This is a genomic window from Paenibacillus sp. JT22N12, assembly GCF_056269365.1.
In genome coordinates this window covers 975,019-999,405 of the sequence record NZ_JBWDNU010000002.1, presented here as the reverse complement: position 1 = coordinate 999,405, position 24,387 = coordinate 975,019, and the positions used below count along the sequence as shown (strand labels likewise).

26 protein-coding genes and 4 tRNA genes are annotated in these 24,387 nt (G+C 48.8%); 4 read left to right on the top strand and 26 right to left on the bottom strand.

Translation table 11 applies throughout. The features are described from left to right. Positions 1-296 precede the first annotated feature (296 nt). A complete protein-coding gene (locus tag AC0YOA_RS09750) occupies positions 297-413 on the top strand; it encodes a YjcZ family sporulation protein (protein ID WP_475786418.1) in 117 nt (38 codons plus the stop codon). Here AC0YOA_RS09750 and AC0YOA_RS09745 read toward each other — a convergent pair. From AC0YOA_RS09745 to AC0YOA_RS09715, 7 genes are all read right to left on the bottom strand, one after another. Then, positions 410-718 (bottom strand): hypothetical protein, encoded by a 309-nt coding sequence (locus AC0YOA_RS09745; protein ID WP_475786417.1) that lies wholly within the window; start codon positions 716-718, stop codon positions 410-412. The two genes, AC0YOA_RS09750 and AC0YOA_RS09745, sit on opposite strands and share 4 nt — an antisense overlap. A 230-nt stretch (positions 719-948) precedes the next feature. Beyond that, positions 949-1,422, bottom strand: a complete 474-nt coding sequence (locus AC0YOA_RS09740) for a hypothetical protein (RefSeq protein ID WP_475786416.1) — start codon at positions 1,420-1,422, stop codon at positions 949-951. A 767-nt stretch (positions 1,423-2,189) separates the two neighbouring features. Further along, entirely contained in the window at positions 2,190-2,687 is a 498-nt protein-coding gene (locus AC0YOA_RS09735; RefSeq protein ID WP_475786415.1) for a hypothetical protein, read from the bottom strand. A 133-nt stretch (positions 2,688-2,820) separates the two neighbouring features. Further along, positions 2,821-3,291, bottom strand: coding sequence for a hypothetical protein (locus AC0YOA_RS09730; protein WP_475786414.1), 471 nt, complete (start codon positions 3,289-3,291; stop codon positions 2,821-2,823). Positions 3,292-3,494: 203 nt separating this feature from the next. Further along, positions 3,495-4,670: an SGNH/GDSL hydrolase family protein gene (locus tag AC0YOA_RS09725; protein ID WP_475786413.1), complete on the bottom strand. Its 1,176-nt coding sequence runs from the start codon at positions 4,668-4,670 to the stop codon at positions 3,495-3,497. 208 nt (positions 4,671-4,878) lie between these two features. After that, positions 4,879-5,205: a hypothetical protein gene (locus tag AC0YOA_RS09720; RefSeq protein WP_475786412.1), complete on the bottom strand. Its 327-nt coding sequence runs from the start codon at positions 5,203-5,205 to the stop codon at positions 4,879-4,881. Between the two features lie 266 nt (positions 5,206-5,471). Next, positions 5,472-6,215: a Ger(x)C family spore germination C-terminal domain-containing protein gene (locus AC0YOA_RS09715; protein ID WP_475786411.1), complete on the bottom strand. Its 744-nt coding sequence runs from the start codon at positions 6,213-6,215 to the stop codon at positions 5,472-5,474. 216 nt (positions 6,216-6,431) lie between these two features. Between AC0YOA_RS09715 and AC0YOA_RS09710 the strand changes: the two genes are divergently transcribed. Continuing rightward, positions 6,432-7,178, top strand: coding sequence for a tyrosine-type recombinase/integrase (locus tag AC0YOA_RS09710; protein WP_475786410.1), 747 nt, complete (start codon positions 6,432-6,434; stop codon positions 7,176-7,178). Positions 7,179-7,199: 21 nt separating this feature from the next. Next, positions 7,200-7,481, top strand: a complete 282-nt coding sequence (locus AC0YOA_RS09705; protein ID WP_475786409.1) for a tyrosine-type recombinase/integrase — start codon at positions 7,200-7,202, stop codon at positions 7,479-7,481. Positions 7,482-7,596: 115 nt separating this feature from the next. Here the strand turns inward: AC0YOA_RS09705 and AC0YOA_RS09700 are convergent. Beyond that, positions 7,597-7,672, bottom strand: a tRNA-Val gene (locus tag AC0YOA_RS09700). A 256-nt stretch (positions 7,673-7,928) separates the two neighbouring features. Continuing rightward, positions 7,929-8,243, bottom strand: a complete 315-nt coding sequence (locus tag AC0YOA_RS09695; RefSeq protein ID WP_210042303.1) for a hypothetical protein — start codon at positions 8,241-8,243, stop codon at positions 7,929-7,931. Between the two features lie 247 nt (positions 8,244-8,490). Here AC0YOA_RS09695 and AC0YOA_RS09690 point away from each other — a divergent pair, with 247 nt between their 5' ends. Then, positions 8,491-9,513, top strand: a complete 1,023-nt coding sequence (locus AC0YOA_RS09690; RefSeq protein ID WP_475786408.1) for an S-layer homology domain-containing protein — start codon at positions 8,491-8,493, stop codon at positions 9,511-9,513. Positions 9,514-9,609: 96 nt separating this feature from the next. Here AC0YOA_RS09690 and AC0YOA_RS09685 read toward each other — a convergent pair whose 3' ends face one another. The 17 genes from AC0YOA_RS09685 to pyrF form a co-directional block, all read right to left on the bottom strand. Next, on the bottom strand, positions 9,610-10,428 hold the full coding sequence (locus AC0YOA_RS09685; protein ID WP_475786407.1) for an SPL family radical SAM protein: 819 nt from the start codon (positions 10,426-10,428) through the stop codon (positions 9,610-9,612). Positions 10,429-10,431: 3 nt separating this feature from the next. Next, positions 10,432-11,139 (bottom strand): uracil-DNA glycosylase, encoded by a 708-nt coding sequence (locus AC0YOA_RS09680; protein WP_475786406.1) that lies wholly within the window; start codon positions 11,137-11,139, stop codon positions 10,432-10,434. Between the two features lie 154 nt (positions 11,140-11,293). Further along, positions 11,294-11,382, bottom strand: a tRNA-Leu gene (locus tag AC0YOA_RS09675). Between the two features lie 19 nt (positions 11,383-11,401). After that, positions 11,402-11,478, bottom strand: a tRNA-Ile gene (locus AC0YOA_RS09670). Between the two features lie 21 nt (positions 11,479-11,499). Beyond that, positions 11,500-11,576 (bottom strand) — tRNA-Met (locus AC0YOA_RS09665). 86 nt (positions 11,577-11,662) lie between these two features. Then, entirely contained in the window at positions 11,663-11,827 is a 165-nt protein-coding gene (locus AC0YOA_RS09660; RefSeq protein WP_210046537.1) for a hypothetical protein, read from the bottom strand. 193 nt (positions 11,828-12,020) lie between these two features. Next, positions 12,021-13,559 (bottom strand): ABC transporter substrate-binding protein, encoded by a 1,539-nt coding sequence (locus tag AC0YOA_RS09655; protein WP_475768105.1) that lies wholly within the window; start codon positions 13,557-13,559, stop codon positions 12,021-12,023. A 5-nt stretch (positions 13,560-13,564) separates the two neighbouring features. Then, entirely contained in the window at positions 13,565-14,446 is an 882-nt protein-coding gene (locus AC0YOA_RS09650; protein ID WP_210046539.1) for an ABC transporter ATP-binding protein, read from the bottom strand. Positions 14,447-14,453: 7 nt separating this feature from the next. Beyond that, positions 14,454-17,375 carry an ABC transporter permease gene (locus tag AC0YOA_RS09645; RefSeq protein WP_475786405.1) on the bottom strand — a complete coding sequence of 974 codons (2,922 nt, stop codon included), beginning with the start codon at positions 17,373-17,375 and terminating at the stop codon, positions 14,454-14,456. 3 nt (positions 17,376-17,378) lie between these two features. Further along, the gene (locus AC0YOA_RS09640; protein WP_475786404.1) at positions 17,379-18,458 is read right to left on the bottom strand and encodes an efflux RND transporter periplasmic adaptor subunit; all 1,080 of its coding nucleotides are present in this window, start codon (positions 18,456-18,458) and stop codon (positions 17,379-17,381) included. Beyond that, on the bottom strand, positions 18,424-19,224 hold the full coding sequence (locus tag AC0YOA_RS09635; protein ID WP_475786403.1) for an ABC transporter ATP-binding protein: 801 nt from the start codon (positions 19,222-19,224) through the stop codon (positions 18,424-18,426). The genes AC0YOA_RS09640 and AC0YOA_RS09635 overlap by 35 nt, the downstream gene beginning before the upstream one ends. 377 nt (positions 19,225-19,601) lie before the next feature. Beyond that, positions 19,602-20,384 (bottom strand): ABC transporter permease, encoded by a 783-nt coding sequence (locus tag AC0YOA_RS09630; protein WP_475786402.1) that lies wholly within the window; start codon positions 20,382-20,384, stop codon positions 19,602-19,604. Between the two features lie 31 nt (positions 20,385-20,415). Then, entirely contained in the window at positions 20,416-21,234 is an 819-nt protein-coding gene (locus tag AC0YOA_RS09625; RefSeq protein ID WP_475786401.1) for an ABC transporter permease, read from the bottom strand. Beyond that, complete coding sequence (locus AC0YOA_RS09620; protein ID WP_475786400.1) at positions 21,234-22,247, bottom strand: ABC transporter ATP-binding protein; 1,014 nt, start codon at positions 22,245-22,247, stop codon at positions 21,234-21,236. Before AC0YOA_RS09620 ends, AC0YOA_RS09625 begins: the two co-directional genes overlap by 1 nt. A gap of 238 nt (positions 22,248-22,485) precedes the next feature. Next, positions 22,486-22,731 carry a hypothetical protein gene (locus AC0YOA_RS09615; RefSeq protein ID WP_475786399.1) on the bottom strand — a complete coding sequence of 82 codons (246 nt, stop codon included), beginning with the start codon at positions 22,729-22,731 and terminating at the stop codon, positions 22,486-22,488. A gap of 259 nt (positions 22,732-22,990) precedes the next feature. Continuing rightward, the gene (pyrE, locus tag AC0YOA_RS09610; protein WP_379114346.1) at positions 22,991-23,638 is read right to left on the bottom strand and encodes an orotate phosphoribosyltransferase; all 648 of its coding nucleotides are present in this window, start codon (positions 23,636-23,638) and stop codon (positions 22,991-22,993) included. 1 nt (position 23,639) lies between these two features. Next, positions 23,640-24,374 (bottom strand): orotidine-5'-phosphate decarboxylase, encoded by a 735-nt coding sequence (gene pyrF, locus AC0YOA_RS09605; protein ID WP_475786398.1) that lies wholly within the window; start codon positions 24,372-24,374, stop codon positions 23,640-23,642. Positions 24,375-24,387 lie beyond the last annotated feature (13 nt).

The following is a 24,387-nucleotide window of genomic DNA, read 5'->3' as shown; positions in this document are numbered from 1 at the left end:
CCGTGAAGGGGGATGCAATCAACCAGATCCACCGATCCGAACACCTTTCCGCTGCCGCTCTTGATAATGTAGATCCGCCCGCGGATATGCGTCTGGCTGCTGCGAATCTCCCAGTTCTTCTCGCCGAACAGTGGTCAGCCCATTTGGGTTTGATGATGAGTCCTTTCAAGGTGGTCCCTCCTATATTGGGTTTCGTCACATCAACGGGCTAACACCATTCCGTAACAATCATCCAGTCATGTTGAGTTAGGCATGCATAATTTACAGAGTACTCCAAACTCAAGGAGGTGCTTTTAATGAGTTGTGATGGCGTAGTTGGTGGTATCGGTACTGGCAGAAATTTCGCATTTATCCTCGTGCTCTTTATCTTGCTGGTTATTATCGCCTACAGTTGTGGCAGATTCGGTTATTAATTAAGCTTCGGAGTGTAATCACCTGTACATTTCCGGACTTGCAAAACTCCCCCTGCCTCAACATCCTCTGAACGGTGCAGTTCGCCGCGCAATTCGGCCAGTTCCAGAGCTGCTTTCTCGGATTTTATGCGCTCATGCTCCGTCTTGTGGTCAATAAAACGGGGCTTGTCGTCCTCTTTTTTGCCTCCTGAAGCGTGCTCGATGTACGCTTGGACCGCCTGAACGAGGCTATATTTGCCTCTGCTAACCAGTTTCAAGACCCCATCCCGGGTCAATTGGCGTATCCATTGCGGCGGTTTCGCCAACCTCCCCCACCTCACTTTCGTATCAAGGACCATTTCAACGATAACCAAAACTTATCACTTTATTTGAAGTGAAAAATAAAAAAGCCTTCCATTGGGTCTCCCCAAACAGAAAGCGAAAGTAAATTTTTAAAAATAAATCTAGATGGATTTCGGGCTCACGCGCACCCGCATCGGGTTATTCCTTTGGAAGGACCCGTTACTGAAAATGTTTAATAAATTTGAACATCGTATTAATCATCCAATAACGTAATATAGATCCAATAATTTACGGTGGTATAATCAAAGTCGGAACCACCATGTGGCTGGACCCTCCATAACATAATACCACCATTTGGTACCCGAGCACTCACACTATCAGTTGCATGAAATGCGCCGTTATCTTTCCCCCCAATATAACCGTATGGGTCAGGGTTAATAATTTGTATGTCATAATTCCTCCAATAAGGCGAAGTCACTTTCGCTTCTACAATAACTTCGTGACCTGTGTTATTGGTCCATTGATAAAAATCTACATAATCGGCATTATCGCACAAATAGCCGGAATAAAATTCATTGGCTTTTATTGGTGTAGCTAATTGCAATTGGTCAAGCCAATCTTGTGGATATGTTGACAGATTTTTAACGTTGTCAGCAAAAACAGACTGTGAGGATAATAATATACACACACAAACTAGTGTTAAGCAGAACCATTTTTTAATTTTCAATTTATCAACTCCTCACTTTTCATTTAAGTATGCCATAGATTTCCAATTATGTTAATGGTACTTAAGCATTATATTGGATCATTACTTTGTCCTGGTCATTTTCTATCGCAATAAACGACATTTTTTCATCAAATCCCAACAACTCAAACCTCACGATCAGCCCAGAGCGCAAACGACAGTCTCTTCATGCTGCCCTTGCGCCCCGGATCACGGCCGGCCACGACTTCATAATCTACCATGAAGCCATCAATTTTCGTAAACTTCCGCCTCTAACTCCATTTGTCTATTGCTCCATTGTAATAACGAGTCTGTTTCATTGTTTGATCGCGCTCCTTGTTTCTGTGCAATAAAAAAAGCCACTCGAATTAGAGTGACCTTCGTATATGCAATAGCTTTCGAGGGGTACAATCCGACCCCTCGCACCCTTTATAGCACTAAAGTTACATCGACGTGTTTAAAACCGGAACAAAGAAAAAGGGCTCCTCGCCCTCTGCCTAACGGCATTCACCCGGGTCATTTCTATCGCAAATGACCTTATATTTTAATCGAATCGTTTAGTAAGCGAAAAAAAAAAGCCGCACATAACGCTCTGCTCGTGCTTGAAAGCTCTGCTCGCTTTAAAAGCATACGTACTTAGTTACTAAAGAGGAAGAAGAGATAAGACCATTATACAAAGACTTTCAAATTCCGTAAAACGCCATATTCGGCTGATTGAATTAAAGTAACAGGTCTATACTCACGAACACTCATTCCCGTTCATTATTGCGTTATTTATTGATTGGCACCTCATTAATCCAAAGTACATAATTCTTAAGATAGCTGGTTTTTTGATTCATTGAAACATTGATGAAAACACTTTCCCCAGGTTGTACTTTTATTGAAACCGAAGTTTTGTATTGACCTTCTCCATATATATCTTTTGATCTGCCGTTTATTCTTACACCTAATCGATATTGGAATCCATACGGAGAGAATAAATAGGGTTTTATTGTAACAACATGATTAGAGTTGTTCTTCCAAGTGAAACTATCAGTCCAATCACCCCAAAATTCAATCGTAGTATAACGTTCACCACTAAGATAACCCATATAATAATCATTTAAGTTTATTTTCATCGATCCTACACCATCTGCGAGGTTAAAAGAATCACCCGTTTCAAGAAAAGACTTAGGGATAGGGATAGGGGCTAAAGCAGACACAGACTGAGAACCAACGAGCACAGATACAACTGTTGCCATCGCAAGAAGTGATTTCTTAATTCGCATCAATGATCCCTCCTTTTTTTGAAATACTTTGATTTCCTCACCTTGTCGATGATACGTTATTTTTTGATTGGGTAGGGCCACGTTCCCGCGGAAGGTAAAAACGCAACTCAACTAATGAGCTGCGTATTATTGTTTAGTAATTAGCCGGCTTAACGTTAATATAGGTCCAATAATTCTTGGTCGTACTGAAATCACCTGAAGTATGTGGTACGACCTTCCATAAAAGCATATCTCCAGGTATTACATAATAACTAACAGAATCAGTTTTACCCAATGAGCCCTGATCGGTTCCAAATATATCACCGTAGTAATAAATTACCGCTACATCATAGTTCTTGTAATAAGGCGAAACCAAATGCATATTAACAATAACGTCCGTACCTGTATTATTTGTCCATAAATAATAATCAGCATCATCGGATGAATCTAAATAGTCTGAATAAAATCCATTTAAATTTACTCGTGTAGCTGTTTTCGAATTGTCACTCCATTCATCGTCTGAGTATGTTGACAGATGATTTTCGCTGTCAGCAAAAACAGACTGGGAGGATAATAATATACACACACAAACTAGTGTTAAGCAGAACCATTTTTTAATTTTCAATTTTATTAGCTCCCCGTTTTTGAATTAAGCATGCCTAGGGTTTCCATAATAGCTTTTTCATTTTCATAAATGGACCTCCCTAATTGGTTTTACCGCCTACCTAGATCATGGCACAGATTACCAAGTGCTTTAAGAGTCTTTATCCTTATTTACATGTCGAATCGTGTTTAGAATACTATGGTTTCCTGATTAGCCAACCTTGGTCATGCTACCAGCACTTTTCTAATATCCCTCAGTGCAATGCCGCCCAAGAAATTAAAGATTGCAGATGCTCTTCTCGCGCTGCCCTCGTCGTTCGGATGGATCGTATCGGCCATGAGACCATCAGCGACTGCCTGCGCGTAGCTGCCAAGAACTAACCGTTCGTCAAAGACCATTGCCCTAAATTCCGGCGCAATAATATCCCGGAGCTTACGGCGGTATGCCTCCAGGGCAGCATTTTTGGCACTGTCGGACGTTTCATTTGGCATCAGCAAAAGAATAGCCGTATTCGGGTTAGCAGCTCGCACCCATCCCAAAACCGTCTTGGCGTCCGTTTCATATTGCTCAGCGGTACCACCCGGCGCATCATTCATTCCGGAGTTCCATATTAAGAGGTTGCATCCAGTCTGTCTCAGGAATGCCGTATATGTAGCGCCGTCCAGCTGCGCTACTTGTCTCAATTTGGTGCTTGGCTGCGCGGTCCGTTGAACTCTTATGCCCAGCCCTGTCGGACGTTTAAGCTCAAAGCCTATGATATGCACCGTACCCGTCATGCTGTGCCGGAAGCTGTTATTCTTCTGATCGGGCCAGCCTGCCAACGTCACCCAACCCATTTCTTTCGTTGCGTTGGCCGTGTCCGTGGTTACGGTCGTCGTTGTATTTGCGATATCCCGCAGGACAAAGCTGCCGCCCCCCGGCTGCTTCAGATAATAGACCGTAACCGACGTAACAGCGTGTAGTTTGTCCGTGATATCCAGCCAATTGGCCGTTGCGCCCGTATGGGTAAGATAATACAGATTCGGATTGTAAATGCTGTTCGGCGTAGCGACAGGGTCAAATCCGGCATTTGTCTGCTGGCTTACTCCGGTCTGATTCGGGAAAATGCCCCATTGCATCCCCTCTTGAAGGATCATGGTATTGTTCAAGCCCACATAACCAAGGCCGCCGTCTCCAAGCGTCGACTGCAAGAGGGGGCGAAGCAACTCAATAGAGGATCGCGTAGTGAAAAGAGAATCCAGTATACAGTGAACGCTTAGCGGGCTACTATTGCGCTGTGATTCTGCCACCGCGTCTGTAAATAAGCTCCCTGCCGGATCCCGGTACATTTCCCTGACGCGAGCAGCTGCAAGATGATCGGCCGCAATACCGATTGCCACTTCTCCCAAATCTATGGTCATTGTTGGGTCACCTTTCCTTTCACCGTGACATTTCCACCTGTGGCAGCAGTAATGGAAGCCCGGAACGTCCCGCCTACGGGCACGTTCACTCTCCACCCTTCCGGAAACGGTATCGGTCCCTCCGGTTGTCCCTGTATCCTTCTTGCCCAAGTCAGATGCGCTAAGCGCGGCGTGAGTAATGAATGCAGCAGAACCAGGAGGCGCAATCTCAAATTTGATGGTCCGGCTTGTGCTCGTGCCGGTCACCACAAGGGTAATAACCGAATCTTTGGTTGCGGTATACGACCTTCCGGCATCCGCGGCGATCGCCCCATCTTGCAGCGTGACATCGATCGGGCCTGTGGTCGGTAAATTCGGGATCCGGCTGGTCAGCTCCCGGCGTAGGAGCGGCGCCTTTCAATCTCGTGAAGGCAGCATATTCCGGTGTGCCTGCTTTCTTAATCGCCGCCAATACTGCGGCTGCCTTTTCCAGCGGGACAAGAAGCAATTTAATATCTGCCGATGCATCCACAATCGGCTGCAGGCTTGCGGGCAATCCTGTCGCAAATTAATCCTTGAACAGTTGGCCCTTCATAAATCTGAGCTGCCTTCATCATTCCTCCTTCGTTTGGTTGCATAAAAAAAGCACCTTGTTAGGGTGCTAAAACTCATGGAAATCGTTTGGCAATTAAAACTTGTTCAAATCGAGGAGTATATTGTATTTACTCAAGTAATACTCCTATTCTTATTAAAGAGTGTACAAAGATTAGTATAATGGATGCCTCTATGGTCCTCCGACCCAACTCAAATATGTTACAAAATTCACTTTGCCTTCATCCCAACCCGCCGAATTTGCACTTGACAGTGGATATCAACTGTCAATGTTTTGAATACTTCATCCCATTTCTCTTCCGTACGAATATTACGATTCCAGTAACCGGGCATTTTCGCTCGAAACTGTTCGCCAAAGCCGAATATGTCCGCTCCTGCAAACTGCAAATTTTTGATTAATTCTTTAAAGCCCTTAACTCCCATATCTTCGGATGTTTTGGCAAGCTCCTGCAGGTTTGTTTGCGTGCTGATATTGGAGTTCGTAACTTCATCTATGTTTTCTTCCAGCATCACATACAACTGCACCTGAGGCTTCCCATTCTTCACTGACACCTGCGTTGTTGTTTTCCGCTGGACAATTCTGATCATAATCATTTCCTTACGTCCCGGGTTTATTGGAATAAAGGCAGTATCCCCCCCCTTGTTTCTTGCCTGCTTCGCCATATAAAACCCGATTTCAAGCGGCTTGGTGCTTCCAAGCATTTTATCTCCTTGAAAATAAGCAAGACCCGCGATTTCAATGCCTCCCTCCTTATTCATATCAAGTAACGGGAGGATCGGATCTACCCCTTTACTTGAGCTCTTTCTCCAGAAAATACCGATAAATTCATTGAGGTATTTCCCCATCTCGACAGCATGATTAAACATCGCTAACAAATAAAGAACAGGAACCTCTCCAACTGCGGGGACGATCTTATGACCTTCTCCGCTCTCCCCTTGGATACACTGAGCCATGTGAGTCTTCGCACCTCTGTATTCCGCCTTAAATAATCGTTATACTACAAGCTGCTGCAAGCAATCGAAAGGCTTAATGAAGAACATAATGATGAGCGTTATATAGTACAAAAAGAGATATGGGAACTTGAAATAGACATTGAAATCACAAGAGAAATAGCAAAAACAGATCCAAACGACAGTGATTATGAATTAACCGAAAAAGATAGGATTTTAATGGCTGAAGTTGATAAAGGGACCTTTATTCAAGCCTCAAAACGGTTATATCATGATTTTATGACTGATTGTATGGAGGATAAAAGGCGTAGCGTCAAGCGGCGGACTTGGGAAAATTACTGCAGCTTGGTGAACAATCACATCTTACCTATGCGGAAAAACAGCAAAGGTAAGGAAGTAGGGCTTGGAGATAAAGAAGTAGGAGCAATAACAACAAGAGATATTCTTGATGTGTATAATGACCTTTTTGAGACAGGGAATTTATCTGATGAAAATATTCAGAAATGCCACACCCTGATAAAACATTCTTTTAAACAAGCGAAGATCGAGAAGCTCGTATCAGAGAATCCAGTAGAATCTGTTAAGCGCCCGACTGCACGTAAGAAGGAAATGCAAGTGTGGTCTCTTGAAGAAACTAAACAGTTCCTCGCAGCAGCTTCTGCCGATCCGCGCTACATAGTTTTCTTATTGGCTCTTACTACTGGCATGAGACAAGGAGAAATACTTGGGCTACGTTGGAAAGATGTTGATGCCAAGACAAGAGTCGTTAGCATCACACAGATATTAAATCATGACGGAAAAGACTTTGATGCAGGAGCCAAAACAATCTCCGGTCAGTGCCCGATTCGGTTGGATGAAGAAACCATGAAAGCTCTCTCCAGTTACAAAATAAAATCCAAGGAAAAACAGATGGAGTTCGCAGATGTTTTTGACGATAAGGGGCTTGTAGTATGTACCAGGTTTTGAGGCCCCGTTTCGCCACGGAATTTGAACAGAACATTCGAAAGGCTTGTGGAAAGTATTAATAAAAAGTTGGAAGAGAAGAGAAAGAACGGTGAACGAGGAGTCGAAAATAATTTGAGGAAAATCCGGTTTCACGATTTAAGACATACCCATGGAACTTTCCTCATCAAAAACCGAGAAACGCCTCAAGCAATCACTGAGCGAATGGATTGGTCTGATACTCGAATGATCGATAAATACGCACATATTCGTCCGGACATCCAAGAAGATGTTGCTGATACCTTTGGGAAATCTTTCTATGGATAAATCGTATCAAAAACGAATTCGTATCACGAGCGTTTTTGAAGAAATAAAACCTACCGAAAGAAATCATAAAAATTAAAAAAACCCTTGATTATCAAGGGTTTCAGCATTTAAGTTATGGTGATCTGAACAGGGTTCGAACCTGTGACCCCCACCCTGTCAAGATGGTGCTCTCCCAGCTGAGCTATCAGATCATAAGATAATGTCGTTCAGTGACAAATATTAATATATCAAAATCGAAAAACGAAGTCAACACTTAATTTCAACATTTTCCTGCACTAGCAAGTTCCGGAGCTTTGATTTGAATACCCTTCCCGATACAAAAGGGCCACCCGGGATTCGAGTGGTCTTATTTACATAGAAAATGAACCCTTCACCGCGTTACCCCTCCGGAATAAAGGGTAAGGCAATAGAAGGATGCGCAAACTATAAACTATCCGGATTGCCGATTTAATCAATTTTTACCGTTTTAAATACATTATCAAGCTTCTCATTCAGCTTCAGGCGTTTTTTCAGAGGAATTTTGATATCTCTGCCCAGCTCCTTGAAGAAGGTCTCCACATCACAATTCACATTGCTCAGCAGCACAATCAACGAACCGCTTGCGGCAATATTATTGTTGTCTTCAGCAGGGACCGCAACATCAACCGTATATTTCTTGGTTAATGTATTGCTGTAGCGGGCAAATATCTCAATCAGTTCTTCGTTATCGAAATTTTCAATTGCGGCCTGACCTTTTGCAGTGAAATTTAAATTTACTCTCACGTTCACTTTACCCCTTTTCTTTGAACCATTATTATCGTCGCTGGCCATCCTGGTTGATCATATGGGTTCCTGAAGAGAAAAGCTCTTATACTCAACTCTCTAATCATAGCACAAAACAGCCCGGTTCATCGATAAATATATGAATAAAACAACTGGTGAATATTTCAGGCGCAACATTCGGCCGTTTCGGTCCGTCTATTGGGATACAGACAAGATAAATACCAAATAAACCCTGAGGTGATAAACCATGAAAAGAAGTCTGGTTATGCTGTCCGTTGTCGTCCTGCTGCTGTTTGCCGCAACCCAATCCGCATGGGCATTCTCCGACACGAAAAATGATCCGAATGAGTCCAAGATTGCCGATTTGCAAAGCAAAGGCATTCTCTCCGGAGGTAAAGACGGTTTATTCAAACCGGGAAATAATTTGACCTATGCGGAAGGCGTTTCGCTTATTGTCAAAGGTCTGGATCTGAACATCGACACGATCCGCTTCGTCAAAGCACCTAAAGCCAGTGATTATTATTCCAAAGCAAAAGACGGCTCATGGTATGAGGATGCATTCATCATTGCACAATTTAACGGTATTAATCTTCCTAAGGATGTCGATCCCAATGCTGTCATGACACGCGAGCAGTTCGCTTACCATTTGTTCCAGGGAATTATGAAAACAGGCGATTATGCGTTTATTGATATTTACGCGATGATTAATGACGAGGCGGATATCAATAAAGACTATATGAGCAATATTCAAAGACTGCTGATCGCCAAAATTGTCCAGCTCGACAGCAAACAAAATTTCTATCCGCAAAAAGCGATTACCCGCGGCGAAGCGGCCGGCTGGCTGTATAACTCCATCCAATTCGTAGAAGAACAGGCAAACAACACGGTACCGCCCGTTGAGGAGCCCACACCTTCACCGCTTAGCGATGTGAAAATCAGCACGGTCGCCGTGAATGACAAAGTGAATGAAGTCACGGTCTCAGCCATGGCTCCAAACCCCGGCTACGGACTCAAAATCAGCTCCATCTCCTTTGACGGCGACAAGGCTGTTATTCAAGTCGAGGCAACCTATCCAGAAAGCGATCAGATCTATCCTCAGGTAATCACAGAAGTAAAATCGGTGACCTATGTCTCGTCAGCTTACACTCCCACGCTTGCCGATGCACCAGGTTCCGCAGGAGGATCAGACGGCAGTGTTGGTTCCTCAACCGGTATCATGCACGGTGACTCGTCTCAACTGGACCCAGGCGATAGTGTGAGCCCGCAATAATCGTCAGGCAGAGAAAAAGAAGCTTCCCAAGACTTGTCATAAAGTTATCTGGGAGCTTCTTTTTTGATAGGTCTTTCGCCAGCTACGCTTGCCTCTCTATGGCATAAATCCTTCATGGCCAAAATAAACCGCCCCCGGCTTCATCAGCTTGCCCAGTTCTCCAACAAAATGGTCCGCTGTTTCCTCCTCATAAAGATGCTCCACTCCAAGCTGGCGATAATGCTCCCGCATCCCAAGCTGTGCGGAACGTTTGCCCTTGCTGCCGTCGCCGCGGAAGAAATCATCGACGACAACCCGTTCTACGGCTTCAGCGATCTTTGCGGCAAAATGCTCTGAGCACGGCAGAAGCGGTGACACGGCGGCTTGAACCGGTATGCCATTATTCCTCAATTCACGGATTGCGCTCCATCTGGCGGCGAGTGGAGGCGCTTTGGGAGTCAGCTGCTTGCGGATATCCTCCCGGTCCGTCTCAACCGTCATACTGACGCGGACATGACTACCCAGACGCTTGAGCAAGTCCATATCCCGCACAACAAGCGGACTCCTTGTCTGCACAAGTACAAATTCAGGCGGCTTCTCCGCCATGACCTCCAGCACGAGCCTCGTCCGCATTGATGCATATTCTGCCGGCTGATAAGGGTCCGTTGCCGAGGACATGAAGACCGTTACTGGCCCTTTCTTCAGGGCTCTGCTCCATTCCTTGCCGAAATCCTCGCCTTCAAATGGCTTGGGATCCACCCACTCGCCCCATGGCTCATCGCGAAACATGGCAACCGGCATACGCCTGACATAACAATAGGAACAGCCGAAGGAGCAGCCAACGTACGGGTTCAGCGTATACGAATAACCCGTCAGATAGCCTGATGCGGGATTAAGCAGCTTCGATACCCGTTTCTTCGATTCTGCAGACGGCATATTTCACTCCTGATCAGCGGCGGATTCCAGCTGGGCGAGCGACGGCACGCACCAATCGATCTCCGGACGGCCAATGCTGTGAAGGAAATGGTTCGTGCGCGAGAAGGGCCGGCTGCCAAAAAAACCCCGGTGCGCGGCAAACGGACTGGGGTGTGCCGATGAAATCATGCAGTGCCTGTCCGAATCAATCGCCGAGGCCTTCTCCTGGGCATGCTTGCCCCATAAAATAAACACAACAGGCGTCTCCCGCTTGTTCAAGGCCTGGACAATGGCATCGGTAAACCGTTCCCACCCCAGGCCCTGATGCGATGCGGCAGCACCCGCCTGCACGGTCAGCACATTATTAAGCAGCAGCACGCCTTGTTTGGCCCAAGAAACGAGATGCCCATGGTCAGGAATGGGACAGCCCAAATCATCCTTCAGCTCTTTGAAAATATTTTGCAATGAAGGCGGAGTCTTGACGCCCGGCTGTACGGAAAAGCTTAGACCGTGGGCCTGATTTGGACCATGGTAGGGGTCCTGTCCCAAAATGACCACACTTGTTTTCTCATACGATGTGTAATGCAGCGCATTAAAAATATCATGCATGCCCGGATAAATGGTTTGTCTCCGATATTGTTCCGCAAGATGAGAACGGAGTTCCTTGTAGTAGGGCTGCTCCAGCTCCTGATCCAGAATTGAAGCCCAATCATTTTTGAATATGACAGCCAACTTCATTTCCTCCTCCAATGAAAATTAAAAAAAGCACCCCTCCGCTATACTCATCTGCTGACGAGGATATTACGGCTATGAGATGCTGATTTCTTTTCCGACTGCTCGTCCTTCGAACGTTATCGGTATGTATGGATCCTATAAGTACAAAGCTTGGTGCCGAGGACGGGAATCGAACCCGTACGGTGGTCACCCACCGCAGGATTTTAAGTCCTGTGCGTCTGCCAGTTCCGCCACCCCGGCATGAGTGACGTGTATGAGATGGTGGGCCCTGAGGGACTCGAACCCCCGACCAATCGGTTATGAGCCGACCGCTCTAACCAACTGAGCTAAGGGCCCTTAAGATAATAATCGAAAGGTTGGTTGCGGGGGCAGGATTTGAACCTGCGGCCTTCGGGTTATGAGCCCGACGAGCTACCGGGCTGCTCCACCCCGCGAAAGTACCATTTTCACAACAACGTCATTTGAATGGCGACAAGATATAATATACAACACATTCCAATATTAAGTCAAGATTTTTTTCTCAGGGGACATACCGGACTCCGAAACGCCCTTTCCGCGACTGGAATACCTCGATTTCCCGGGGACTTTCATAGCCATAAACCCACCAGTCACTCTCCATTCGGCTTACCAGACATCCTGCCTGAAACTTCGTTTCATACAAACGGATCCAATACACCCATCGCATGAAGACAACCTCCATTACCATTTTTCCAATAGGTTGTCCATTTAAGGAAAAAATAAGTCTTCCTCAGCAGACAAAAAGAAACGGCAGTCGCCGTCCGGTTGAGGCTAAGCTAAGCTTCCTCCCTTAGAAAAAAATAACCGTTCTTACACTTCAAAAAAATACTGCCGCACGATTGTGCGGCAGTGACGGAGTGTTAGCCTCCGGAGTTATATATGACTTTTCCGCCGCCCCCGCCGCCAGCAGCAGGGTCAAGCATGGCATTTGGATCTGTTTTAAGCTTTTGCAGAAATGAATCGCCTTTAGTCTGCCATTCCTTGAGCGCGGCATCCACCGACTTCTTGCCGTCGACAACCTCCTGGAAGAGAGGCTGGCCCAATTGGTTCACTTGATAAAGGCCCTGTTTATCCCGGTATAATTTATCCAGCTCAATGTCCTGCGGCGGTACTGGCTTGAGCGCGTAGAAAGCGCCGATATTATAGCTCATGCCATCCTTGGGCTTGAGGAACGATTTGCGGGCCACCATCTCATACGTGCTGCGGGATTTCAGCTTTGCCCATTCCTTGCTGTTATTGAATTGAATGAATTCCCAGGCATCCTCGCTGTTTTGCGCTTTCGCATTGATGGCCATCAGATTGCTCAGATAAATACTTCCACCAACGCCTGGCGCTTCGGCAAAGGTAGGAACGGTTACGACATCCCAATCGATCGCTTTGATATCTTTGTTTGTAGCCGAGTAGTCTTTGGCTTTTGCAAGTTCATTCACATAATCATAGCCGCCGATTGTCATCGCTACGCGTCCACTCAGGAACAAATCGCCCTGGAATGGGTTAAAGACTGGTTTGGAACTGCTGGTCGCCATCCCATTATCAAAATTCATATCCGACTGGGAAGGGACAATTTTCTTCTTATACAAATTGACGACGTCGGTCCACACTTTATTCCACTGCGGCGTATCAACGGTCATCTTCTCGCCTTTTTTGTCAAACATCATGAGCTGCAGCGGTGCCGCATAGTTCTGCGCATCAGAGAAGCCATCGCCGCTCCAACGGTTGAACGAGAAGCCGAAGGTGCGTGTCTTGCCTTCTCCTTTGGCAACTCTCTCCGCCAGTGCCATTATATCCGGCCACTGCATATTGTCAGTAGGCGGTGTAACGCCGGCATCGGTAAATATTTTCTTGTTGAAGTAAAGAGCAGACGCGCTGAATGTCGGTGTCAAGGCGTAGATGTTGTTATCACCAGCATCTTTGATTCCATTGATGACAGCAGGCACGAAATCCTCGATATCGAACTTGCTTTCCTGAATAAGCGGGTCCAGCTGTTTCAGCATATTATCCTGTACCAGACGCTTCAGATAAGCGGATTCCAGAACGACAACATCGACCGGATTGCTGCCAACGAGCATTTCCTTCAGCTTCTCGTACGGATCTGGTTGTTTGTTGTTCGCATCCGGCTGCTGAAAGCGCTGATCATCATAATTGATTGCCGCCGCGATTTCGATATCCACATTGGGATGTGTCAGCTCATATGAGTCCGTAAATTGCTGGCGCAGATAAGGCTCATTATCCGAATTGGAGTACATGAAACCAATTCGCAGAACATGCCGCTCGGCATCGCTGCCGCTGTCTCCTTTCGAGCAGGCTGCAAGCACGGTCGATACAAGAGCAAGCGACAATACAAGTGCAGAGGCTCTGCGGATGACTGATTTTCCTTTAGGTTTGACCTTGAGTTCCATTACGGTTATCCCTCCAATGATTTTGGCGGCGAAATAATAATGCGCTCGCCATCGAATTCCATCGACGCTTTATCGGTAATCTTTAAAGCCGTTAAATAATTTTTGGGTATTTGGAGCCGGCCAACCCGGTCGACCACCACATACTCCTCATGAACCTCGCCTATGCCCTGCTGCGACAGGCTGATGTTGCCATCTGCATCTATGTTGGGATTGCGTTTAATAAATTCCGTACTGGTCAGCCCGTCGCGAATCGCCACGACACGGTCCACCTTGCCTGCCAGCGACAGATCATGGGTTACAATCACGATCGTAATCCCGATTTCACGATTTAATTTTCGAAAGATATCCATAATCATGTCCGAGGTCCGTGAATCGACCGAGCCGGTCGGCTCGTCGGCCAGCAGCATCTTAGGATGATTGGACAATGAGATCGCTATGGCTACGCGCTGCTGCTCCCCGCCTGAAAGCTGATGGAGCTTATTGTGCATCCGCTCCTTCAGACCCACCCATTCCAGCAGCTGCTTGGCATAAGGACGGTCCAGCTTGGATGACAGCATCATCGGCATCTCCACATTCTCCAGCGCCGTTAAATAAGGCAGCAGATTGCGCGCGTTGTTCTGCCAGATAAAGCCCACGGTGTCCCTTTTGTAAGAAACGAGCTGCTCATCGGTAATCTTGAGCAAATCCCAGGGACCGACTGTGACGGAACCGGCAGAGGGCCGGTCAAGCCCTCCCAGAATGTTAAGCAGGGTGGATTTCCCGCTGCCGCTGTTGCCGATGATCGCCATCATCTCGCCCTCGCGGACGTTCAGATTCAGTCCTTGAAGAGCAACAACTTCGAGATCTTCGGTTTTATAAATTTTGACAAGGCCTTCGCATGTAATCATGTTGTTATTAACGCTCCTCTCCCATCTTCACCGCCTGATGCACACGCAATCTGCGGATATGCACCAGCAGCAGCGCCGCTCCCAGAAGCATCATGGCACCTACGACAATATATAATTGTGTCGTATCCTTCGAATCGAAAACCACCCGGAACGGCGGAACCGAATTCGTGACATTTTCCGATGTCTGCAGAAAGGGCAGGAAGAGCAAACTCGCAATCTTTCCAATCAATATGCCGAGGCCGATCGACAAGCCGGCTGTAAAAATCTGCTCCAGCAGGAGCATGCCTGTCAACTGCCTGCGCGACAAGCCCATGGCTCGAAGAACGCCAAATTGTACGATTCTGCCAGATAGATTAAAGAACCAATAGAGTACATAACCGGTAAGCGAAACGATGATCGAGACCAGAAAACCCAGACTCAGAATTCCGAAGACGCCGCCCCTGGTCGGATGCTTGGCTTGAGCCGCCAGCTCGATGCGGACATCCTGGACGCCCGCAAGTTCAATCCCCTGACTCTCCAGCTTCTTCATAATCGGCCCCGTAAGCGCGCCAGGCTTCATCTTCAGCCATACATCATAAGGAATGATTGGAACCTGATCATAGATATAATCCAGATTGGCAATGACAAAAGGCGATTGATCCGGGTATTGGGCAGGCCAGTAAGGCACAATGCCGACAACGACAAAATCGATCATCCCTTCCTGCAAGCCGACCGAAACGACATCCCCAAGCTTCAGCTGATATTTCTCCGCAACACCGGAGGGAATAATTGCTGCCTGCTCATACATGCCCAGATAGTTCAAATAATTGAAAGGATGCGTCTGGAACAAATCATCCCGGAACCAGGCAACCTTGGAGAAATCGACATTATCGATTCCCATCAATGTCCCTTGGCCGATGGAACGTCCGGAGATGACTACATTACCTTTGGTCTGCAGCACGCGGGCCGCTGCTTCCACACCGTCGAGCTTGCGGAAAATTTCGAAAGGCGGCTCCGAATAATTGATTCGCGTCGGAACCGTGGAACCACCGCCCTGGCCGCCGCCTCCTCCAGCTCCTCCACCGCCTCCTGCTCCACCGCTGCCCTGGCCGCCTCCTTGACCGCTGCCGCCGTTTTGGCCGCCACCGCCGCTGCCATTTTGGCCTCCGGTATCGATCACTTCGGCCTTTCCTTCCCAGACTGTCTGCATAATGACGTCTGTTCCAAACTTGTAGAGCGTTCGCTCCGTAGAGTTCAGGTCAATCGTCCGGGCTGCCGAGGCATTGTATACGCCCAGGCCTAGCGTCAATATAAGCAGAATCATAAGCGGATAATAACCTTTCGACGAACGGGAGAGCTGAGTCAGTGTCAAATAAAGCGGCACCGGCAGCAGCTTCCGGCCAAGCCAATTAAAGAGCTTCAGCAGCCACGGGAACACGCGCAGGAAGAAAAGCCCCATCGCGAAGATCGCCAGCGCCGGAACAAAGAACAGGAACGGCTGGACATTCAATTGGTCCGTCGTCATCCCGCTTTGGAAGGTAATCATCTGCCGTTCGTTGAACAAATACCAGCCGTAACCGGCCGCTCCCAGCAGCAGCACATCCAGGTACCAGCGCTGCCATACCGGCCTTCGATCCGATCGGGCAAGCTGCTGCTTGTAATTGACGATCGAAGATCTGGCATAGATAACAGCGGGAATAACCGTTGCCAGCATCGCAAGGACGACAGCCGCAAGCCCGGCGATGATCGCTTCCGTAGAGAAGCCGACCGGAATCGATTGGCGGTTGACAAACTCCAGGAATCCATTGGCTGAACCGATGCTCTTGGCCATAAACCAGCCGATGGAAGGACCGATGATCAGAGCAATAATGCCCAGCACAATGCTCTCGAGCAGATAGATCCAGATAATCTGCCTTGTGCCCGCTCCCCGGCTGCGAAGTACAGCGATGTCGCTTCGCTGCTTATCGAGCGATTGCCTTGCATTCATCGCGATAAAGTAGAATACCATCGCCAGCATCGGCGCCGCCAATGTAAAGAGCAGCAGCTGCAGCTGGAGACTTTGTGTCCGGAATTCACTCAGCAGACTGGCGAAGGAAATTTCAACCTTCGTATCCTTGAGCCGCTGGTACAATTCAATATTGAGGCGATCCAGCGTTTTCTCCAGAGGAGACAATTGACTCGTCTGGATTTCCCCCAAATCAAAGGCATAATACCAATTCGCCGTATGAAGAGGGATTTTACGGTCCTGGAGGAGACCCTTCTCGAAGGCCGTCCCGCCAATTTGCAGCGTGCTCATCATGCCTTCAAGCCCCTGATACCAATAGGGGTCCGTCTCGCTCAGCGGTTTATAGGCGCCGACGATCTTTACCCGCAGCGTCAAATTCAATCCGCTGTATATCGGATACTCAAACACATCACCGATATGTATATCACTTCTGTACATGGCTTCTTCCATGATCACCGCTTCAACCACGTCGTCGTCACCTACAGCATCGGCGAACCAGCGCCCTTGGGTCAGCTCGCTTTTGTCCTCAAGTCCCGACATGGAAGTTAAAGACATTTGCCTGGAACGGCTGGCATCCACCTTGGTAGGATCTTCAGGCGTGATGTCCGCGCTGCGGATTGCCAAATTCTGAACGTAAGTATTGTAAGGAAATCCGATATCGGGTGGAACATCTTCTTTGACATAACGCGATACTTCCGTCAGTGCATTCACATCCGTGCTGCCGCCGCCTGTCGCCTGATAGCGCATAAGCAGCGATCCCGCGGGCAATCCGCTGCTTTCTTCCTTCAGCGATTGTGCGACAACCCGTTTAAGGGCGCCGTCCGCATACATCGGAATGCTAGTCGCGAATGCTACGGCAATAATCAGACCGGCAAGCGAGCTTAGCGTCATCCATCGCGTGTTCCACATTTTGCGGAACAAAAAGCGAAATAACGGCATCCCCATCGTCTATCGACCTACGACTTTCTGTCCAGGCGTTAAACCTTTTATAATTTCAATTTCTGTGGCTGTCTGTTCGCCAACCTCGACATCCACCTCGCGTTTGCCCTGATCATCAACAACCTGGACATACGTGCGCGAACCGATGGTGCGAAGAGCCGAAGGAGGAATAACAATGACATTTTCCTTGCGCGATGTGGTGATGCTGATGGACAGAAGCGTTCCACGCACGGCCTTCGCCGGCATTTTCTCGAGCGCTACAATAAGAAAATCCTCAGGACGCTCAGGCTTTTCCGGGGCATTGCCATTACCGCCGCCACCGTTGCCTCCATTCTCATCCTCCTGTTCAACAACAGGCAGCTGCTTCACCGTGCCCTTGACCTCGCCGGCTCCGTTAATGTCTACAGTTACCGGCATGCCGACACTGATTCCAGTCAGTTCTTCCGGGGTCATCTTGGCTCCTGCCGTTAATTGAGCCGTGTCCGCAATCACGCAGACCGGATCATAGGCCGTAATGGAATCGCCTTTCATCACCGACAAGGATACGACAGTTCCGGTAAAAGGAGCCTTGATCGTCGCCTTATCGATCTCAGCCTGGGCTTCCACCAGCTGCTGGCGCTTGGCCTCAAAATCGACGACAGCCATTTCAAAATCGACAGGGTCCATTTCATCCTTCTTGCGCAGCGTATCTTTCATCTGCACTTCGTCTTTCTTAAACTGCAGTTTGTCGGACCGCAAAGTCTTCACCAAATCATCGACGTCCAAGGAGGCGATAACCTGACCGGCTGTTACCTTTTGCCCTGCTTTTACGTTCAAATCCTTAAGGCGCTTGCCTTCAAGCGTAAAATACATCGTCTCTTCCCGCAGCGAGATAATCTTGCCGGTTCCCGTTGTTTTCGATTCAAGCGTCGTCGTCGTCACCTCATATTCCGGCTTCTTCGAAATTTGCGGCGGCGTGATCTCAGGCAGCACTTCCTCCGGGTCCTCATTGGGGAGCAGCGAGCAGCCGCTTGTGAACACGAGTACAGCCCCCAGAATAACTGCAGCTGTCCGCTTAAATGAACCTTCCGTCAACCATTTCGTAAACATGATCGGCAACCTCCAAAATCGTAGGATCGTGCGTTGTCATACAAATTGTAACTTGCTCCGTGCGGATAATCGTTTGAAAAACCGACATGATTTGGGCTGACATCTGCGAATCCAGATCCGCCGTCGGCTCATCCGCCAGCAGCAGCAGCGGACGGTGCGCGATCGCCTTGGCAATGGCCACACGCTGCTGCTCGCCCCCCGAGAGCTCAAAGGGTCGGTGATTCATCCGCTTGGTCAGGCCCACCAGCTCCAGACAATGATGCACCCGCGATTTCCATTCGCCCTTGGGCGTCCCGGCCATCCGCAGCGACAGCTCCACATTCTCATAGGCCGATAACAGAGGCATAAGCGCGAAGGCCTGAAAGATAAACCCCATCTGCTTGCGCCTTGTAGACGTCCTCTGATCATCATTCATCTTGTGAAAAGGCAGCTCATGAAAAAAAATCTGTCCCTTCGTCGGTTGATCTAGTCCCCCGATCATGTTGAGCAGTGTCGTCTTGCCGGATCCGGATCGCCCGCGAAGCATGACGAGCTGCCCGGGCTTTAGCTCCATGTTAATGCCCTTAAGAACATGAAGCGGCTGTCCGCCGACCTGGAACGTCCGCTCTACTGATTCGACAGACAAGAGCGGCTTGCCGCTCTCTGCCAATTGCTTTAGTTCAGCCCTGACCTCTTGTTTAACCATCTCTGTTGGTTCAAGTGCCGGCTCTGCCGAAGGCTCGATAACGGCAACTGATTCGGTTTGTTTGCGTCTCCACAATGCCATGCTGGTATCCGTGACCCCCTTTCCCATTAGAATTCTTTAATCTCAATATACCGTATAGACGGAGCTCAAGGACAAAAAGTTACGAATAAAGTGGCACGATTAGATAAATTTTTAATAAAGTGGGAGCATTACCACATAAATTTCCTGAATTATGGATTTATCGCTTAAATACGCGGATATTTGAACATAGCAGACATCAAGAATAAAAGGCTGTGCTGTCCTTTTGGAAGCACAGTTAGTTTCTTCCATTAGAAATATAAGCAAATTATGAGATCGTTTTATACGTTGCTTAAATTTGAACAAAGGCCGCCGTCATGTTGACGGCGGCCTGAATACTGTTCGATCCGGATGAAGGAAATGGCATTCCCGTTGAAGGATCAGCCCCGCATGGCGATGGCATTGCCTGATGTATAACGGCGCAGACCGATTTGAAAAAACACCACCGCTGCAGCAAACAGCAGAACAGTAATAGCTATGGCGCTGAATGCAAACAAAGGGTTAAAATGCTTCAGCATGCCTATGGGCAGATAGCTGATGAACCCGGCGGGAACCAGCGAGAACAACAGCATTTTGGCCAATCCCCGAAAAATATCCGAAGGATAGGTGGTGAGCGCAAGAAACCCGTTGAATACCTGCTGCGAAATCCCCTCGGAATTCCCCATGAAGAACGAGCAGCAGCCGGCAATAATCATGACCGCCATGAATAATACACCGCTGATAAGCATAGCGACTGTGAACAGCAGCGCCCCGATAATTGTATGGTCGCCCACCAGCAGATACACCACGATGCCAAAGGCAAAATCCCCTATCGCAGTAAGCGACATCCGGCTTGCAATGACATGGAGAAGCACGGGCTTCGGCTGCGACAGATAGACATCCAGTTGACCTGCGGCGACAATTGACGCAATCCGGTGAAAGTTGCCGAACAGCATGCTGGCCCATCCAAAGCCGCCTGCACCGACAGCCCACAGCATCATCACATCGTTAAGATCCCAGCCATTGACAGCCGGAAACCGGTTAAAAAACAGGCTCCAAAAGAACAGCCACATAAAGTTATTCACAAACATCATCCCGGCCATGAGGAAAAAACTGATCCGGTATTCCATCGCCGATGCGAAATTCACTTTCCAGCAGGTCAGCAGAAAACGTACGTTAGACAAAAATGATCCGCCTGCTCTGCGGCTATCTGCCCTATCCCCCATTGACATGAAGCTTCGCCACCCCTCTCCGGTAGATGAATATCACAACAAGCGCCATGATCGATATCCAGGCTGCTTGAATGGCAAACTGCTGCAGCATGGGCGCGTTCTCGTAATTGACGGCCGTCCGGGCGGGAAAATACAAGACGGCCTGGAAGGGCAGCCATGAACAAACCCGCTGCAGCCACTCCGGCATCAAATCGATGGGCAGCAGCATGCCGCCTACCGTAAACTGCAGCTTTTGCAGGACAAATTCCATTCCACGCGTTTCCTCCACCCAGAAAGCCGTTAAAGCAACCGCAGCATTAAGCAAAAAGGCAAGGGTAAGCGAGCCTAAGCTAAGAGACAGAAAACCGAGCCATCCAAGACCGAATGACGGCGCGCCAACGAATGTCCAGGCTATCAGGCTGCCCACCACCAGATGAACAGCAAAGCGAAAGACGGATTCCGCTATATAGGAGATATAATGATAACCGACATAAGACAGCGGCCGAATAAGCCGGATCGCAATATCGCCGTTCTTCACCTCTTCCTCGATGCGCAGGCAAAGGGAAGGAACCGCCATGGTCAACGCCTCGGTGAATACCAGATACCAGACGATCTGTTTGAGTGTAAAGCCGGAGATAACCCTCTCGCTATCTCCTTCATAAGCTGCCGACCACAGCTGGGTAAAAACATAGAGAATGACCAGCAGAAAAATGGCGCGCATCGCAAAATCAGACTTGTACGCCAACTGCTGGCGCACGGTTATCCTGGAAACCGCTCCAGCCTTCATGCTTTTGGCCTGCCACTTCAGCAATCGTCCGTTCATTAGCCCTCTTCCCCTCCCGTCCCGGCCGCACTCATCCCGTAAATATGCTTAATAATCTCTTCCATCGGCGGATCTTCTATCGTCACATCCTCGAGCCTGACCTGCGTAAGCAGAGCGCCAAGCACGGTTTCAATATCGGTTTGCCGCAGATCCACAGCCAGCTTCATCCGCCTTCCTTCTGCAGAAACCAGGCTTGCTCCTGCTACCGCCGGCTGAACAGATCCCGCATGGGATGCGGCCAACGTTAACACGATCGTCTTGCTGTTCATGACGTCGCGCTTCAATTTCTCCACAGGCGCGTCCAGCAGAATGCCGCCATGATGGATGACTACCGCCCGGGCGCAAAGCTCCTCAACGTCGCCCGCATCATGGGAGGTCAAGAACACCGTCGTGCCTTCCTCGCGGTTGCACTGCCTGATCAGCTCGCGAATTCGCTGCTTCACCACAACATCCAACCCGATGGTCGGCTCATCCAGAAACAGCAGCTCCGGTCGGTGAAGGAAGGTGACCGCGATTTCGCAGCGCATTCGCTCGCCAAGCGACAGCTTGCGGACCGGCGTATACAGATACGGCCCCAGTTCAAAGCGTTCAATTAAATCTGCGCGTCTTGCGAGATAGTCGCTTCTATTCAACTCATAAACCCGGCTGATCAGATCAAATGTATCAATCGGCGGCAAATGGTACCACAGCTGCGATTTCTGGCCGAAAACAGCGCCGATCCGGTACGAAAGCCGGGAGCGGTCGCGCCACGGCGTGAAGCCAAGCACTTCCGCGCTTCCCGAGGTGGGATGAAGGATGCCGGTCAGCATTTTGATAGTCGTTGACTTGCCGGCTCCATTCGGCCCGAGAAAAGCGACTGTTTCCCCGGCGTGAACGAGGAGGTCGATGCCGCCCACCGCCTGCTTTTCCTCCCACTCCGGTCTGAACAAGGATCGGATGCTTCCGCTCAGACCAGCCGTTTTTCGTTTCACCCGGAACGTCTTGCATAATCCATTGGTTCGCAAAGCGATCATATTGGCCGTCCGCCCCCTTTTTATAAAATAGCAAAAAAGACCTTCCGCAAACGCCGCCCACTAGAAGTGAGGCGGAACTTGCCGAAGGTCTTTTATCCCTACGGTGTGGCATGACTATCGTCCTTTGCCTGGTTTCGCTCGGTTCGCCCGGTGGCGGAGCCCTAGAAACCCTTCCGTTTAATGTAACATATTACTATCCCATAAACGGTTTGGCAAGCATTTTATTACGATCCATAAATTAGGCGGTAAATAATAAATCCTCCATCATCGTAACCAGCCTGTACTTCATTTGCTGGAGCTTATGGGCAGCCCGTTCCTGCCAGGCGTCGTTGTCCATTCTTTTCAGCTTTCTCTCGATCATACTGTAGGTTTCATCCATTTCGATGATTTCGTCAACCTTCGTTAGCTCCCGGTCGTAGATGCGTACACGGTAAAGCAAGTCGCCTGTAGTTTCGAATAAATGTTCAAAATAGGTGTTGTTCATATCGTTTTTCCCTCTCATTATCAGTTTCTATTGGGTGGATAAGCTATTGTATGCAGCAGCGTTTTTACTTATTACACAGGTTTATAGGATTTGAACCAATTGAATGAAGAAGAAACTAAGTTGCCGTATTTTTGGCGACAACGTTAGTTTCTTTCTCAAAAATATAAGCAAAGTACAGGTCGAATTTTATACTTTCTTATATTTCAAAAAAAAGAGAACATGGATAATTCCCATGTTCTCTGCTATGTTTGAGCGTCATTTATTGCCCGAAGGCTTGCGGATTCTCCCGCCATTCGAGCAGCAGCTCCACTTCACTCTGCTGCACCGCGCCGTTCTGTACGGCAACTTCAATCAATGCCGTATAGTTGGATAACGTATCCAGCGTAATATGTTGAGCGGCAAAAGCATCAATTGCCAGCTGGAACTGATACGTGAAGATGGCGATAACCCCCTGCACCTCGCAGCCCGCATCCCGCACCGCTACAGCCGCTTTGAGAGAACTGCCGCCTGTGGAGATCAGATCCTCGATCAGGACCACCTTTTGGCCTGGTGTGAAATGGCCTTCAATCTGGTTCGTCTTGCCGTGCCCCTTGGCTTTGTCCCGCACATACAGCATCGGGAGGTTCAGCTTCTGAGCCACCCAGGCGGCATGCGGAATTCCGCCTGTCGCGATCCCGGCAACGGCCTCGCAGTCCGGGTAGCGCTCCCGTATAACGGCAGCGAACCCTTCCGCAATCCGGTCACGGATTTCCGGATAGGACATCGTCAAGCGGTTGTCGCAGTAGATCGGCGATTTCAATCCCGACGTCCAGGTGAAGGGATCTGCGGGGCGCAGCATCACCGCGTTAATTTCCAGCAAGGCTTTGGCAATTTCAACAGGCAGCTGTTCCAATAAAGGTATCGTCATCTTATAGCATCTCCCTCAGAATGGATTCAAGCGCTTCCCGCGGATCGGGAGCAGCCGTAATGGGACGGCCAATTACCATATAATCAGTTCCTGCTTCGAGCGCTTCGCGCGGCGTCATAATCCGTGATTGATCATTGACGTCCGAGCCTGCCGGACGGATGCCCGGCGTGATCGTTTGAAAAGCAGCGCCGCAGGCGGCTTTGATGGACTGTACTTCCTGCGGCGACGCAACTACGCCGTCGAGTCCCGCCTGTTTGGCCATCCGGGCATAACGCAGGACGGCATCCTCGACACTTCCTTCAATGCCGATTTCCTCATTGAGCGTAAGCCGGCTTGTACTGGTCAGCTGAGTTACCGCAATAACCGCAGGACGCTTCTGGCTGCCGGCACTGTCAAATGCCGCATCCACCCCTTCAAGGGCAGCTTCCATCATCCGGACGCCCCCGGCTGCATGAACATTGAAAATATCAACCCCAAGCTTCGTGATGCTGCCCGCCCCGCCTTTGACGGTATTGGGGATATCATGCATCTTCAAATCCAGGAAAATCCGGTAGCCCCGCTCCTTCAGTCCGGCTACAAAGTCCGGGCCGGCGGCGTAAAAGAGCTGCATGCCCACTTTCATGTAGCAGGGAATACCCTCCAGACTGCGAAGCAGCCCTTCGGCTGCGGAGGCATCGGGATAATCAAGGGCTACCATAATGCGCCCAGCCGCTTCCTCACGAGACAGTTTAATCATGAACCCACCTCCG

What these genes read in the sequence shown, in the direction of transcription:
- AC0YOA_RS09750 (WP_475786418.1), top strand. Translation starts at nt 297, where the DNA reads ATGAGTTGTGATGGCGTAGTTGGTGGTATCGGTACTGGCAGAAATTTC.
- AC0YOA_RS09735 (WP_475786415.1), bottom strand. Translation starts at nt 2,687, where the DNA reads ATGCGAATTAAGAAATCACTTCTTGCGATGGCAACAGTTGTATCTGTG.
- AC0YOA_RS09725 (WP_475786413.1), bottom strand. Translation starts at nt 4,670, where the DNA reads ATGACCATAGATTTGGGAGAAGTGGCAATCGGTATTGCGGCCGATCAT.
- AC0YOA_RS09715 (WP_475786411.1), bottom strand. Translation starts at nt 6,215, where the DNA reads ATGGCTCAGTGTATCCAAGGGGAGAGCGGAGAAGGTCATAAGATCGTC.
- AC0YOA_RS09710 (WP_475786410.1), top strand. Translation starts at nt 6,432, where the DNA reads ATGGCTGAAGTTGATAAAGGGACCTTTATTCAAGCCTCAAAACGGTTA.
- AC0YOA_RS09690 (WP_475786408.1), top strand. Translation starts at nt 8,491, where the DNA reads ATGAAAAGAAGTCTGGTTATGCTGTCCGTTGTCGTCCTGCTGCTGTTT.
- AC0YOA_RS09685 (WP_475786407.1), bottom strand. Translation starts at nt 10,428, where the DNA reads ATGCCGTCTGCAGAATCGAAGAAACGGGTATCGAAGCTGCTTAATCCC.
- AC0YOA_RS09660 (WP_210046537.1), bottom strand. Translation starts at nt 11,827, where the DNA reads ATGCGATGGGTGTATTGGATCCGTTTGTATGAAACGAAGTTTCAGGCA.
- AC0YOA_RS09655 (WP_475768105.1), bottom strand. Translation starts at nt 13,559, where the DNA reads ATGGAACTCAAGGTCAAACCTAAAGGAAAATCAGTCATCCGCAGAGCC.
- AC0YOA_RS09650 (WP_210046539.1), bottom strand. Translation starts at nt 14,446, where the DNA reads ATGATTACATGCGAAGGCCTTGTCAAAATTTATAAAACCGAAGATCTC.
- AC0YOA_RS09645 (WP_475786405.1), bottom strand. Translation starts at nt 17,375, where the DNA reads ATGGGGATGCCGTTATTTCGCTTTTTGTTCCGCAAAATGTGGAACACG.
- AC0YOA_RS09640 (WP_475786404.1), bottom strand. Translation starts at nt 18,458, where the DNA reads ATGTTTACGAAATGGTTGACGGAAGGTTCATTTAAGCGGACAGCTGCA.
- AC0YOA_RS09635 (WP_475786403.1), bottom strand. Translation starts at nt 19,224, where the DNA reads ATGGCATTGTGGAGACGCAAACAAACCGAATCAGTTGCCGTTATCGAG.
- AC0YOA_RS09625 (WP_475786401.1), bottom strand. Translation starts at nt 21,234, where the DNA reads ATGAACGGACGATTGCTGAAGTGGCAGGCCAAAAGCATGAAGGCTGGA.
- AC0YOA_RS09620 (WP_475786400.1), bottom strand. Translation starts at nt 22,247, where the DNA reads ATGATCGCTTTGCGAACCAATGGATTATGCAAGACGTTCCGGGTGAAA.
- AC0YOA_RS09615 (WP_475786399.1), bottom strand. Translation starts at nt 22,731, where the DNA reads ATGAACAACACCTATTTTGAACATTTATTCGAAACTACAGGCGACTTG.
- pyrE (WP_379114346.1), bottom strand. Translation starts at nt 23,638, where the DNA reads ATGACGATACCTTTATTGGAACAGCTGCCTGTTGAAATTGCCAAAGCC.
- pyrF (WP_475786398.1), bottom strand. Translation starts at nt 24,374, where the DNA reads ATGATTAAACTGTCTCGTGAGGAAGCGGCTGGGCGCATTATGGTAGCC.